The organism is Bacillus salacetis (assembly GCF_049177075.1).
Lineage (GTDB): Bacteria > Bacillota > Bacilli > Bacillales > Bacillaceae_B > Rossellomorea > Rossellomorea salacetis_A.
On the sequence record NZ_CP185377.1, the window covers coordinates 4,213,801 to 4,226,991 of the forward strand.

At 43.1% G+C, this 13,191-nt stretch carries 17 protein-coding genes and 1 riboswitch; of the genes, 2 read left to right on the plus strand and 15 right to left on the minus strand.

What is annotated here, in order from left to right; genetic code table 11:
- Positions 1-17: 17 nt before the first annotated feature.
- Positions 18-338, plus strand: a complete 321-nt coding sequence (locus ACOJQI_RS21660) for a helix-turn-helix domain-containing protein (RefSeq protein WP_421382023.1) — start codon at positions 18-20, stop codon at positions 336-338.
- A 33-nt stretch (positions 339-371) separates the two neighbouring features.
- On the opposite strand, the gene ACOJQI_RS21665 is transcribed toward ACOJQI_RS21660, so the two are convergent.
- Both ACOJQI_RS21665 and ACOJQI_RS21670 read right to left on the minus strand, forming a co-directional pair.
- A complete protein-coding gene (locus ACOJQI_RS21665; protein WP_421382025.1) occupies positions 372-503 on the minus strand; it encodes an anti-repressor SinI family protein in 132 nt (43 codons plus the stop codon).
- A gap of 32 nt (positions 504-535) precedes the next feature.
- Positions 536-624, minus strand: a riboswitch (cyclic di-GMP riboswitch).
- Between the two features lie 152 nt (positions 625-776).
- Positions 777-1,094 (minus strand): hypothetical protein, encoded by a 318-nt coding sequence (locus tag ACOJQI_RS21670; protein WP_421382027.1) that lies wholly within the window; start codon positions 1,092-1,094, stop codon positions 777-779.
- A gap of 139 nt (positions 1,095-1,233) precedes the next feature.
- On the opposite strand from ACOJQI_RS21670, the gene ACOJQI_RS21675 reads away from it, so the two are divergent.
- On the plus strand, positions 1,234-1,593 hold the full coding sequence (locus ACOJQI_RS21675; RefSeq protein ID WP_421382029.1) for a helix-turn-helix domain-containing protein: 360 nt from the start codon (positions 1,234-1,236) through the stop codon (positions 1,591-1,593).
- Between the two features lie 33 nt (positions 1,594-1,626).
- On the opposite strand, the gene ACOJQI_RS21680 is transcribed toward ACOJQI_RS21675, so the two are convergent.
- From ACOJQI_RS21680 to ACOJQI_RS21740, 13 genes are all read right to left on the minus strand, one after another.
- Complete coding sequence (locus ACOJQI_RS21680; protein ID WP_421382031.1) at positions 1,627-1,971, minus strand: hypothetical protein; 345 nt, start codon at positions 1,969-1,971, stop codon at positions 1,627-1,629.
- A 210-nt stretch (positions 1,972-2,181) separates the two neighbouring features.
- Positions 2,182-2,616: a 3-hydroxyacyl-ACP dehydratase FabZ gene (fabZ, locus tag ACOJQI_RS21685; protein ID WP_409252228.1), complete on the minus strand. Its 435-nt coding sequence runs from the start codon at positions 2,614-2,616 to the stop codon at positions 2,182-2,184.
- Positions 2,617-2,772: 156 nt separating this feature from the next.
- Positions 2,773-3,060, minus strand: a complete 288-nt coding sequence (locus ACOJQI_RS21690; RefSeq protein WP_421382033.1) for a DNA-directed RNA polymerase subunit beta — start codon at positions 3,058-3,060, stop codon at positions 2,773-2,775.
- Positions 3,061-3,074: 14 nt separating this feature from the next.
- Positions 3,075-3,914 (minus strand): flagellar hook-basal body protein, encoded by an 840-nt coding sequence (locus ACOJQI_RS21695; RefSeq protein ID WP_421382035.1) that lies wholly within the window; start codon positions 3,912-3,914, stop codon positions 3,075-3,077.
- Between the two features lie 16 nt (positions 3,915-3,930).
- Positions 3,931-4,773, minus strand: a complete 843-nt coding sequence (locus ACOJQI_RS21700; RefSeq protein ID WP_421382037.1) for a flagellar hook-basal body protein — start codon at positions 4,771-4,773, stop codon at positions 3,931-3,933.
- 98 nt (positions 4,774-4,871) lie between these two features.
- Positions 4,872-5,873, minus strand: coding sequence for a rod shape-determining protein (locus ACOJQI_RS21705; RefSeq protein WP_421385533.1), 1,002 nt, complete (start codon positions 5,871-5,873; stop codon positions 4,872-4,874).
- A 540-nt stretch (positions 5,874-6,413) separates the two neighbouring features.
- Complete coding sequence (spoIIID, locus tag ACOJQI_RS21710) at positions 6,414-6,677, minus strand: sporulation transcriptional regulator SpoIIID (RefSeq protein ID WP_006838368.1); 264 nt, start codon at positions 6,675-6,677, stop codon at positions 6,414-6,416.
- Between the two features lie 307 nt (positions 6,678-6,984).
- Complete coding sequence (locus tag ACOJQI_RS21715) at positions 6,985-7,632, minus strand: PolC-type DNA polymerase III (protein WP_421382040.1); 648 nt, start codon at positions 7,630-7,632, stop codon at positions 6,985-6,987.
- A gap of 51 nt (positions 7,633-7,683) precedes the next feature.
- The gene (locus ACOJQI_RS21720; RefSeq protein WP_421382042.1) at positions 7,684-9,516 is read right to left on the minus strand and encodes a DUF294 nucleotidyltransferase-like domain-containing protein; all 1,833 of its coding nucleotides are present in this window, start codon (positions 9,514-9,516) and stop codon (positions 7,684-7,686) included.
- The gene (locus ACOJQI_RS21725) at positions 9,491-11,158 is read right to left on the minus strand and encodes a sodium:solute symporter family protein (protein WP_421385534.1); all 1,668 of its coding nucleotides are present in this window, start codon (positions 11,156-11,158) and stop codon (positions 9,491-9,493) included. The genes ACOJQI_RS21720 and ACOJQI_RS21725 overlap by 26 nt, the downstream gene beginning before the upstream one ends.
- Positions 11,159-11,456: 298 nt before the next feature.
- Positions 11,457-11,759: a DUF4212 domain-containing protein gene (locus ACOJQI_RS21730; RefSeq protein ID WP_421382044.1), complete on the minus strand. Its 303-nt coding sequence runs from the start codon at positions 11,757-11,759 to the stop codon at positions 11,457-11,459.
- Positions 11,760-11,774: 15 nt separating this feature from the next.
- The gene (locus ACOJQI_RS21735; protein ID WP_421382046.1) at positions 11,775-11,957 is read right to left on the minus strand and encodes a hypothetical protein; all 183 of its coding nucleotides are present in this window, start codon (positions 11,955-11,957) and stop codon (positions 11,775-11,777) included.
- Positions 11,958-12,251: 294 nt separating this feature from the next.
- Positions 12,252-13,169, minus strand: a complete 918-nt coding sequence (locus tag ACOJQI_RS21740) for a peptidoglycan DD-metalloendopeptidase family protein (protein ID WP_421382048.1) — start codon at positions 13,167-13,169, stop codon at positions 12,252-12,254.
- Positions 13,170-13,191 lie beyond the last annotated feature (22 nt).

Here is a 13,191-nt window from a genome sequence, read left to right on the forward strand (position 1 = left end):
ACAGGATGTGAACGGTAATGATCGGGGAAAGAGTTAAGAAGCTTAGACAAGAAAGAAAGATGTCGATGACAGAGCTTGCAGATAAAGCGGGAGTTGCTAAGTCTTATTTAAGTTCAATCGAAAGAAACTTGCAAAAGAATCCATCAGTTCAATTTTTGGAAAAAATATCCAAAGCGTTAAATGTTCCTGTTGATTCTTTATTATATGATACTGTGGAAGATAAACATATAGATTCAGATTGGGTCAATATTGTAGAACAGGCTATGGAATCGGGAATCAGTAAAGAGCAATTCCGGGAATTCATTGAATTTAATAAATGGAAGTTGAATCAAAAATAAGAGCTTTTCCCTATTCCACAGGGAAAAGCTTTGCTACTTTATAAGTATATTCGTCTCTTTTTTATTCCTATGTAGGTACTCCAGGATTTCTTCTTTGGTGACCCCTACAGAAATAGCCTCTTTAATTAAGCCGACCCATTCCAAATCCAACTCTTTTTCCAACAAATAAATCTCCTCCTAAAATACTTTCTCGTATTTCAGGCAGTCCAGCCATCATAACAATATTAACTGTCTTAGATCTGTGACTTTGCGTCCTCACCTTTCAATGAGTTTGCCCTTATCTGACTTCACCCTTTGGCTAACCAGTTACTTAACTATAACCATTATACTAATTACAAAAACCTATTTTGTGTAAAAATTTGCCGCAGAAAGAAACTTTTTTCCTATTTTATTTTACACTTTTTGACATATTGAAACTAAACAAGTAATTGATTCTCGTTATTTATAGGGTTTTTGTCGAACTGAAGGGGTCCTGCATAGGAAAGACTTACTGTAAGTATGCAACTTTTCTTTTAAAGGGATAACCCTCTGGTTAATTTGATTGAAACTCGTTGGGTTAAAGAAAGGAGTACCAGCTAAATCTATTCCACAATATGGACATTTCCATTCACCTGATTCAACCGCACTGTATGAAGATCGTCCACAACGTTGGCAGTTCTTTTTATACACTTTAACACCTCTTTCTCTTTGTTCATTATTAAGGTGTATTAAGTTTATTATAATGAATTGTTTTATTAAAGTTCTAAATCCGCTCACTTATTCTTAATAAAGAACTATTTTCTTTGTTTTTCTCTTATTTTTATGATAAAACTTAATTATATAGACTTTCCCTTTTTTAAAATGTTCGTTATAATGAATTAGGATAGGGTAATTCTTTTTAAAAGGAGTTTAGACTATGGTAGGTGAGAGAATAAGGTCAATAAGAGAAAACAAAGGTCTTACCATTAACGAGTTGGCAGCAAAGGCAGACATATCAAAATCCTATATCAGCTCAATTGAAAGAGATATACAAAAGAATCCTTCATTAAAAGTCCTTGATAAAATTGCCGCTGCATTAGAAGTTCCATTAGACTTATTACTTGATAGTAATAATGCTGATGCCAACCTCGAAGAAGAGTGGATAGATTTATTACAAGAAGCAATAAGTAAGGGACTGACAAAGGAGGAGTTTATCCATTTTCGTATGCTCATGGAAATCAAACGCGACAAGCTTACTGGAGGAGAAAAAATAAGTCCAAATAAGAAAACTATGTAAAAAAGCCGGTAAACTACCGGCTCCGGTTACATATTACTGATTGTTGTTATCGTCTTCGTCATCTGTAAGTTCATCTTCAAGCTCATCAGCAGGGCCTTCACCATCGTCGTCGCCCATATCGCCGTTTTCATTGTCGTCGATTTCACCGTTGTTATCTTCAGAGATATTGCCTTCGCCGTCATTTGTATCCATATCCATGTCGCCGTTATCGTTCATATCTCCGTTGTCGTTCATGTCCCCGTTATTATCTCCAGGAACTTCTTCCTCAACCGGTGCTTCGTTATCTTCCGGCGGCGGCTCCTGATCTGCGTTACAACCTGCCAGCAGCATTGCGGAAAGTGCTGATCCACCAAGGATAGCTAAAAGCTTTTTATTCATTGTGTATGACTCCTTTCATTACAAAGAATTTTTGAGACCTATCTCTGCGGTCTTTTGATAGCATGCCCCACATTTTTGGAAACTTGCATTCACTTTTATATAATTTTTCGCGGAGGCACTTTAACGCTTTAAAGGAGTGGGGGACTGTCCCCCACTCCTTTAAAGCGTTAAAAAGTCCAGCGGCTACAGCGCTGGACTTTGGGTTTGATGCTATTCTTGTTTTTCACCTAGAGCGAACATCATTTCGGTCTCACAAGCCACTTCACCGTCTACTGTTGCAACGGCTTTTCCTTTTCCGATGGCGCCGCGGAATCGTACCATTTCAACTTCAAGGCGCAGCTGGTCTCCAGGCTTTACTTGACGCTTGAAACGGCAGTTATCAATCCCTGTGAAGAAAGCGAGGCGTCCCCTGTTTTCTTCTTTTTTCAGCATAGCCACGGCTCCTACCTGCGCAAGTGCCTCCACAATCAGTACTCCCGGCATAACAGGGTAATCAGGGAAGTGTCCATTGAAGAACTCTTCGTTTGCTGTTACATTTTTGATTCCTACCGCTTTTTTTCCTTCTTCTACTTCAATGATTTTGTCCACCAGAAGAAACGGATAACGGTGAGGGATAATCTCTTTGATTTGTGTAATATCAAGCATCAAAATGCCTCCTTAATCCTTTATGTATCTTTTCTTCTATACATTCTACCTGAATTCCTCTTGGATAAAAAGTGATTTCGAGTTAACACCAAAAAACCCTTTAACGCATTAAAGCGGTGGGGGACAGTCCCCCACCGCTTTAGAACATTAAAATATTTACTCCTCTTGCATGACGATATCAACAATGTGCTGCCAGGTTGACTTCTCCAGTACATCCATCGGTTTGCCGTCCCCGATGACTCCATAACCGACCATGGCCCCTCCGATGAGACTTCCCGCAAGAAGCACGACAAAAAGAATGATTCGCAGCCAGATTGGAAGCAGACGGATTCTTACCCATTTACCCGGCTTTTCTTCAGCTCTGTTTTTCTTATTGGTCTTTTTTTCTGCTTTGATTTCTTCTCTTGTTTTACTCTCTTCTTGCAGAATCTCTTTTTCAGTCATTGTTTTAACTCCTTTTAACGGATTCCGTTCACAAGTCCCATCATCTGATCGGCCATTGATATGGAGCGGCTCTGGAATTGATAAGCCCGCTGTACATTCAGCATATCCGTCATTTCTTTTCCGATATCCACATTAGAACCTTCCAATGTACTTTGAGCAAGTCCTATATTGTTCCTTAAGGCACCATTCATATTCGTCAGGATTTCATTCTCATTAACGCCGAGCCCATCCAAATTATCAGGAAGTCCCAGCAGATTCTGTCCGATTTGCTTCATGAATTGCGGCTTCTCCACTGACACTATTCCAAGATTAAAGGGCTGGCCGCCGATAGTCAACTGTCCGCTATCCCTGAGGATGATATCTTCATTCTTGATGTCCTCATTAAAAGTAATAAAGTTATCATTTTCATCAAGAACAGCATGGCCCTGTCCATTCACAAGCATCATTTCACCGTTGCCAACCGGGTTTGCATAGAATGCACCATCTCTTGTGTATCCTACTTCCGCTCCTTCTTCCCCTTGAACCAGCACCTTAAAGAACTGATTGCGGGAGGTGAGGGCAAAATCAAGGGTCCTGCCAGTTGCCTTGAGGGCACCTTGAGCCAGGTTGATTTCAGACTGTGAAAGCCGAGCACCGACACCCTGACGGATTCCCACAGGCGTCATTCGGCCATTGCTGTTGTTTTCCTTTTCGTCCCTTTGGTTATTGACCTGCTGGAAAAGCATTTCCGAGAACATGGCTTCCCGGCGCTTATAGCCGTTCGTGTCGCTGTTCGCGAGGTTATTCCCGATAATATCCATCTGTTTTTGCAGCTGGTTCAATGTATTGGTTGCACCGATCATTGTACGGTTCATCGGTCAGTCCCCTCCTTTAGCCATTGACACGGCCAATCTCATTTACTGCTTTCTCCAAGCTTCTGTCGTATGCCTGTAAAACTTTTTGGTTCGCTTCAAACGATCTGTAAGCGGTCATCATGTCTGTCATCGTTCTGGCTGTATCCACATTCGAACGTTCGATAAAACCCTGCTGCATTCTGAAGGTCGCACCACTGGTGTAAGCATCCGGAAGCGGCTCATCATTCTCCGCTCTGATTAACCCGTCCCCTTCTTTGATCAGCCTGGATGAATTTACAGCAAATCCCATACCAAGTCTGGCGGATTCAATCTCATCTACCAGCACTCTACCTTCTTCGGTAATTTTAAAATCATCCGACGCCAGCTGAATACGCTGTCCATTTTGATCAAGAACATATAAACCGCTAGATGATGTTAAAAAACCTTGTCCATCCAAAGTGAAGTTGCCATTACGGGTGTAACGGGGTGTTCCATCACCGCCTTGGAGAGTAAAGAACACGCTGCCGCTCAGACCCGTTTCAGGATCGACAGGGATAGTGCCATCAACAAGGGCAACGTCCGTCAATCTTTCCGTTTCCTGGAGATCCCCCTGTAAAAATGCCGGCATCGTTTCCTGCATGTATACACCTGAATTTAAACGCCCCACTTGCTGGGATATTGGCAATTGAAGACCGGTCTGGGTAGGGATATTCTGCTTTTGCCCTTGTAGAGACAGCATCATTTCCGGAAAAGCCTTCATCGAAGACCGGTCTGCTTTATACCCTGGAGTATTGGAATTAGAAAGGTTGTTTGACAGCATTTCCGTTTTTCTCTGTTGGGAAAGCATTCCGGACGCAACAGTATAAAATCCGCGCAGCATTTTGGGCACCTCTTTTTCCGTACATTTTATCTACCATTCATTATATCGGAACATTTTTGGAAATGTTATGTGTTTATGTCAATTGGTTGTTATTGGTATCAGCCAATCTTTCTTCTGCTGATTTTATCGATATTCTCAAGCATGATGCCTGTACCGATGGCCACGCAGTCCATTGGGTTTTCAGCCACAAGGACCGGTACCTTTAATTCCTCAGCAAGAAGCTGATCGATTCCATGTAAAAGAGCTCCACCGCCTGTAAGGATGACCCCTCTGTCGATGATGTCCGCAGACAGTTCTGGCGGCGTTCTTTCCAGCACGTTTTTCGCAGCTTGTACTATTACAGCAACAGACTCACGAAGGGCACCTTCAATTTCAGCAGATCTGACAGTGATAGTTCTAGGAAGTCCGGATACCATGTCACGGCCGCGGATTTCGATGGATTCATCACGTGATCCTGGAAATACAGTACCGATGTTGATTTTGATATCTTCTGCAGTACGTTCTCCTATTAACAGTTTGTATTCTTTTTTGATATAGCTGAGGATCTCAGCATCAAATTTATCTCCGGCCATTTTAATGGAAGATGCCGTTACGATGTCTCCCATGGAAAGAACCGCAACATCTGTTGTACCGCCGCCGATATCGACTACCATGTTGCCGTATGGCTGGAAGATATCCATTCCGGCACCGATCGCTGCAACCTTTGGCTCCTCTTCAAGATAAACCTTTTTGCCGCCGCTCTTTTCAGCCGCTTCCCTGATCGCCTTCTGCTCGACACTTGTGATGTTTGTCGGACAGCAGATCAGGATTCGAGGCTTGGATAGGAAACCTTTTACATTCAGTTTGTTGATGAAATGCTTCAGCATTGATTCTGTTACATCAAAATCTGCGATGACGCCGTCTTTCAATGGGCGCATTGCTGCAATGTTACCAGGTGTACGTCCGACCATGCGTCTCGCTTCTTCACCTACAGCAAGGACCTTATTGTTCGTACGGTCAATTGCCACAACGGATGGTTCATTCAAAACGATTCCTTTTCCTTTTACATGAATCAATACATTCGCCGTTCCTAAGTCAATTCCAATATCTTTCGCTAGCATCTGTTTCGTTTCTCCCTTCTTCATTTCAACGCGTCATAATATCAATATATTTTAGTATCAAAGATGTATCGTCGTATGTTTAATCAGTCTAAAACAGGGAATAGAAAAAACTTCACCTAATTTATTATTTTACCATATATATGTCGAAAACAGGTACTAATTGTCTAATTTTTGTCAAGAAAAACATATTCGTGAAAAATAAATGACATGACATTTCATAGTGTTCCAGAGAAGTTCATGTACTGTTTAAAAGTATACGGTTATGATTTCCGCTCCAGGTGCGCGACTCCGCTTCAATCTACCGGTTTTTCGTGTTTTCTATATTGAGTTAAAACTACGTTCAGTTGCATTCAATTATAAAAGTTAACGTTTTCGTGCAAATTTATATCTGGACCAATGTTAGGATTATCATACCTCATGACTCATTCTGAATAATCACCCACATCCATTCTGATTATTAATTTTCTCGTAAAAGATTCGTCGTTTTTTAAATAAACTAAAAATACCAGGTATCATATACATCTTGATACCTGGTACTTTTTAATTGATTTCAAGTTCATCTTTTTTGTACTTCTTCTTGGTTGCTTCCCCACCGCGGAGATGGCGGATTGATTTATGATAATCGAGGATATCTTTTACTTCGTTTGCGAGTTCCGGATTGATTTCAGGCAATCTCTCTGTCAAATCTTTATGGACTGTACTTTTCGATACGCCAAACTCCTTCGCTATGACACGAACGGTTTTCTTTGTCTCCACGATATATTTCCCAATCTTTACTGTTCTCTCTTTGATGTAATCGTGCACACCACTCTACCTCCCTAAATTGGATGGAGAAGTGTGAAATGAGACTCGTTCTCGCTAAAGTATCTACTGGATAACCGCAATTGCTGCTTTATTTGCGGCAGAAAGCTTTATTTACTGCTTCTCGGCTTTCTGGCACTACAACATATGAACATGACGATGGCCTATTTCTCTGTGTGAACAAACGACTCTTCACCTCAAACACTCTCTTTTTTGTCAGGTTTGTATCATTTTATTAAGCATGGTCAAGATATATGCACGAATAAGTGAATAAGGACAAGTGTTTAGTCATTATTTTCTGAAATCTTTTTTAAGGACTGATATTACTAAGGTCCCCCCATGTGTTGATCCCCCTGTCTTTTAACAATAAAAGAAGCTCTGAAAAGAGGTACGCAGTCGTTAGAGCATCGTTGATTGCCCGGTGCCGCGGGTAAATCCTCGTGCCGAAATCCTGAGCGTACCTTTCCAGGTCCCTCATTACTTTCGATGGTGCCAGATAGCCGATCAGGTTCAGGGTATCAATGGCTTTAGGATTCTGAAGGGCCAGGCTGTTCCGGTTGTACTCGCTTTTTAACACCTGCACATCAAAGGAAACGTAATGGCCGACAAGGCAGACAGGGGCTGCTTCCTTTACATATTCACGGAAAGACTCAACCGCTTCTTTTGAGTCGGGAGCATCCATGGTGTCCTCCTCTGTGATACCGGTCAAGCGAGTTATTTCCCGAGAAATTTGTCGATGGGGATTGACGAATGATTGAAAGGTATCCTCTTGGATAACCCTTGTTCCTTTTACTTTTACTGCCGCAATTTCAATTAATCGGTCTGGACCGTTCACATGGAATCCGGTTGTTTCGGTGTCGAACACGATAAAATTCAGATTATCTATCGGCGTGGATAACGGAATTTTTTCATTCAGCAGAGGAATTTCTGCTTTTTTTCTTGTGTAAAAGAAAATCATCACCTTCTTTTCAGTTGTAAATCAAACAGAAAAATGCCCTTGCACAAGCTTCTAAAATTCCTTGATTTTTTCCACACTGTAATACAGCCTTTCTTTCTGCATTGTCGAGAGGGAGTGGAGGGACAGCTTGCTGCCGGTCTCCGGGTGTTTGGATTTATAATCGACGAGGAGTTTGAACAGGTCATGAAATGCCAAAAGCAGCTCTTCATGGAAGTCACTTGAGTATACCTGCTTATCCTTAAGGTAAGACATCTTTTCCAGCACCGAACCGCTCCTCCCACCATGTGATAGATGAAGGACCTGAAGGCTGTGGTGAAAAGGGAACAGTATTTCTTTTTTGAGATCGATTTCCTTTCTGGTCATTCCGAGAAACGAACGGATGGAACTGTTTAATTCCGGAACCGCCTTTATGCTTTGCGCCATTCTGTATAAAAATATTTTCCCTCTCTGGAGCTGCTCTGCTGCCATTCTTTCAAAAGCGTGATGAAGAGCGGGACTCCCCGCCAGCAGCCTGTAGGCAAAGAAGTTATGGGCGCCTAACAAGGTTTGTTCGTCTGAATGAACAGACCACTTCCTTATCATCTCTTCCCACTGCAGCAAGTCTCCTCGCCACTGAGGATTGGAAGCCATCATATTACCTGCGCACCTGCTGAATCCTGCCTGTACCAGTCTTTCCGCCAGCCTTTGCGCAAAGGTAGAATAATAAGCTTGATCCTCCTTTTTTTCATAAACCAGGAAATGATCCTGGTCCGACATGAAAAACTGCTCCCTGCGCCCGGCAGAACCCATCACATAGAAGCAGTAGCCGCCGGAAGTCTCCTCTTTGAACTCGCTTTCTACTTGCCTTATCATCCTTTTATAAATCCTGTCATGGAGGCTCGTCATCATTTCCATAGAACGGAAAACAGGCGTGCTGGACCTCCATAGAAAAGCAGACAAACCCGCTGAAAGCTCGCTTAGCTTCTCAACCGGATAGTCAAGGTCTTCCACTTCATTAAACGAAAGAAGCGCACCCTCGTTGCTGCGTCTCATACAGTCTTTTAAGGTTACGACACCTGTTACCTTTTCACGTTCTTGAACGAGCAAATACTTGCTTTGGCCGCTCAATAGCTTGGCAAGTCCCTCATAATAGTATTCTTCAGCTTCTATAATTGGCGGCTTGGCATTCATAATCTCTGATACCTTAATTCCGGGACCCCTGCCTTCTGCAAAAGCATGCCTGACCAGGTCCCTTTCCGTTATCAGACCTGCCAAGCTCTCACCCTCCATCACCACGAGTGAGCCGACCTTCTCTTTCCCCATCTGCCTGGCCGCTTCTCCCAGAGAGTGATTGGCTTCGATACAGACAGGCGGACGCCGGATAAGATCTCCCATTCTTTCAAACACCGTCATGTTACTCGGAAATCTTTCACCTATTTTTAATTGATGTGAAAGAGACTGATAGACATCCTGAAGGCGGTGTGCGGTGATATTCAGCAGATAATCAGTAACCTGCGGCAAATAGGCCTTTAAAGAATTGAATTCTATAAAAAAAAGAATGCTTGTTTCCACCGCCTTCACGTTTACGGTAGATGCCTCTTCTCCTTCTGAAAAAAGTTGATGGATACTGGAAAGGCCGACAGCTTCCCCTTTATCAATCAACTCCAGCACTTCCTGCCTTCCGCTTTCCCGTTCCACAAAAACTTCTGCCTTGCCCTCAAGAATCAGGTAAATCCCTGTACGCCTTTCCCCGCTGTATAAAAAGGTCTCTCCCGCGTTGAACTCTTCTATTCGTCCTTTGTCTATAAGCGAAAGGGCTGCACCCCTCTCCATCCCTGACAATAAGGGATGGAGGAGTACAGCCTGCTTCCACTTCTCATTATTTGCTGATTGTTGCATCGTCATTGATCCAGACTTCTCCGTCCTTGAACGTCATCTGCTCAGGATAGCGGAGGTCGATAACTTCTTCCTGGATTTTTTGTGATGGTGCTTTAGTAGACAGTGACACGATGATGTTTGTAAGGAACCCGGCAATTGCTCCGAATATACCTGCACCTGTGTCAATGATGCCAAACATCGTCATTCCTTCCCTTGCAAGGAAGATGTACGTCAAGGTAACTCCAAGGCCGACGAGCAGCCCAGAGATGACCCCTGCCGCATTTGAACGCTTCCACCATACACCAAGGACGAGTGCCGGGAAGAATGTACCTGACGCGAGCGCGAAGGCCCATGCAACAATTTGTGTAATAACTCCCGGAGGATTCAAGGCCACCAGTCCGGCGAGTACGGTTGCTACTACAATGGACCAGCGGGCAACGGCCAAACGGTTCTTCTCTGTCGCTGTCGGCTTGAAAACACGGTAGTAGATATCATGTGCAAAGGAAGATGATATCGCGATCATCAGTCCTCCTGCTGTAGATAATGCAGCCGCCATTGCGCCGGCAGCAACAAGACCGATAACAAACACACCCAGATTCGCAATTTCAGGTGTTGCCATAACGACGATATCATTGGAGATGACAAGCTCTGTCCATTGAAGAATTCCATCTCCGTTGGCATCTGCAATCTGCAGCTTGCCTGTATCGACCCATGACGTTGTCCAGCTTGGCAGTTCACTGATTCTCTGCCCTGCAACTTTTGTCATTAAAATAAAGCGGGAGAACGCAGCATAGGCAGGAGCGGAAAGATACAGGAGACCGATGAACAATAACGCCCATGCTCCCGACCAGCGTGCCGCTTTCATCGTCGATACCGTATAGAAACGGACTATAACGTGCGGAAGACCAGCTGTACCCGCCATCAACGTAAACATCAACGCCATGAACTGCCACTTGGTTCCGTTCGTAAACGGAGCAAAGTATTCCGAGATGCCGAGCTCCCGGTCCAGTTCACCCATTTTACCGATAAGCTCCCCATATGAAATCCAAGGAAGCGGATTGTTTGTCAATTGAAGACTCATAAAAATGACTGGAATAAGGTAAGCAATGATCAAGATAATGTACTGAGCCACCTGGGTCCAGGTAATCCCCTTCATACCCCCGAATGCCGCATAGAAGGCGATCAGGACAACCCCGATCATCGTGCCGACCTTGGCATCAATTTCAAACAGGCGTCCGATAACCACCCCGGAACCTGATAACTGACCGATTGAATACGTAAAGGAAATGATGATTGTACAGATAGCAGCGATGACGCGCGCCGTATGGCTGTTGTAACGGTCCCCGATGAATTCCGGTACCGTGTAGCGCCCATACTTACGAAGCTGCGGTGCCAGCAGGAATGTCAACAGCAGGTATCCTCCTGTCCACCCCATAATGTAGGCAAGCCCGTCATACCCAAGGATCATGACGGTCCCCGCCAGCCCGATAAAGGAAGCGGCACTCATCCAGTCAGCCCCGATGGCCATCCCATTAAAAACCGGCGGAACCCCCCGCCCGGCAACATAAAAGTCAGAAGTCTCTTTCGCTTTGTTATAAACCGCAATACCAATATAAAGAGCAAAAGTAGCTAAAATAATGGCAGTAGAAACAATAAACTGTAAATCCATCATGGTCCCCCTTATCTTTCCTTCATGTAATGGGTGAAGCGTTTACATTTTTGGAGTTTCTTTTTGAATGTGTATTTGTGATCGATTAGCGAGAAAATGTAGTCCAAATAACTCCTTTCCTTATTTAGAAGGTGATGGCTACTATTTTGATAGCCGCATAACTATTAGATTGGAGCGGAAGGTGCATGACCTCCTGCGGGACTAGCGGGACAGGTGAGACCCCACAGGCAAAGCCGAGGAGGCTCAACGCCCGCCCCGCGGAGTCGTGCACCTGGAGCGGAAATCACCTGCATATTTTTTAATGATCCAGCGTCTTCCCATAACTCAAACTCTCATTCTTGCTTTCATCAATCCCATATTTTTTATCAATGGAATCACTAACCTTGGCATTAACAAACAGCAAAATAATGAAAATCAAAATTGCACCCTGCGCACCCATGAAATAATGGAACGGATAGCCATTGATCGTCACATCTGTCAGGCTGTCCGCAAACAACACCACCCCAAACGATGAAAGAAACCAAACGACCAAATAAAGAGCAATATACCTGTTCTTTTCCTTAAAATATTGATCAGCCGTTCCCTTCTCAATCTTTTTCATAGAAATCCTCCTTTTTTAAGACAAACTGAAAATAAACTTAACGGTGTCAACGAATGGCAAAGGGACGAGAACCACTTGGACGACTCCATACCCAAATAAAGATACAAATGGGATGGCCAGGAAGAAAACCTTTCTTTTCTTAAGAGCCAGGACGAGGCATAGTCCAGTGATGAGAATAAAACCTAAATATAATAGCAACCTTTTCCCTCCTTCTAGTTGTAAGAATAGAATATTTAATTTTCAGAATATTTATTCATAGAGATATTATTAACATTTTATGGTACATCGTCAAGCTGTTTTTGTAGACAAAGATTTGTTCATTTCCACAGGGATATATGTATTTATTTTTCTGAAATATCTTTAATGAGAGATAATAATTATTCATAGTGGACAAATTGTTTTTTCACGAGAATAATTAGGACGTCGAATTTCCCCGGAAATTTTTTTACAACCAAAAAGGGCTGTCCAATTTGGACAACCCCTTGTTTAAATTTATTCGTTTTCAGAACTGTTATCTTCAGTTCCTTCATCAGTACCTTGGTCAGCATTGTCTTCAGTGTCAGTGTCTTCAGTTCCACTTTCATCAGCGGAATCTGATCCATCTTCTTCACTTTGAGTGCTTTCTTCAGCAGCAGCACCATCTTCGCTTTGGCTGTCAGCAGCATCCGGAACATCTGTCTCTTCCTGATCTTCTGCTTGGGCTTCATCATTTGCTGCTTTCTCTTCGAAAGATACTTCTTGAAGTGTAGCTAGTGATTTATTTACATAGTCTTGTGGATTAACGGCAACATTGTCTTTACGGATTTCAAAGTGTACGTGAATTCCAGCTTCTTCATTGAACAAGCTTTGGCCAGCTGTTGCAAGTTTTTGTCCTTGCTTTACAGCGTCGCCTACTTCAACCGCGAAGTCCTTGACTGATTGGTAACGTGTAACGATTCCCTTGTCGTGCTCGACTTCAATCATGTTTCCAAGCAATGAATCTTCTTGAACCTTTGTAACTGTACCACTCATTGCAGCTAATACTTCAAAGTCTTTTCCGCCAAGTGAGATATCGATTCCTTGGTTCGGATGATACTGATTGTCATAGACAACCAATGCAGCTTCTTGCTCTTCTTCTGAAGCGTTCACATCGTAGAATCCTTTTGCGATCGTCACTTCATTTTCATCAGCTACTGGCATTACGAAATTTTCCATTGTCCGGTTGACTTCGACTGCTGGACGATCAAACTCATTACCAGTTTGAACATCGTCATAACCTAGTTCCTGATCTTCTGCAACATCATTACCAGCTGCTTGATACCATAGGATTGCTGTAATAATGATTGCTGCACTTGCCAAATAGATTGCTGGGTATGCCCAACGTTTCTTAAAAAATTTCTGAGAAGGTTGTTTCTTTTCTTCCTCTCTCATTTTCATCACCTCAGCAATCATT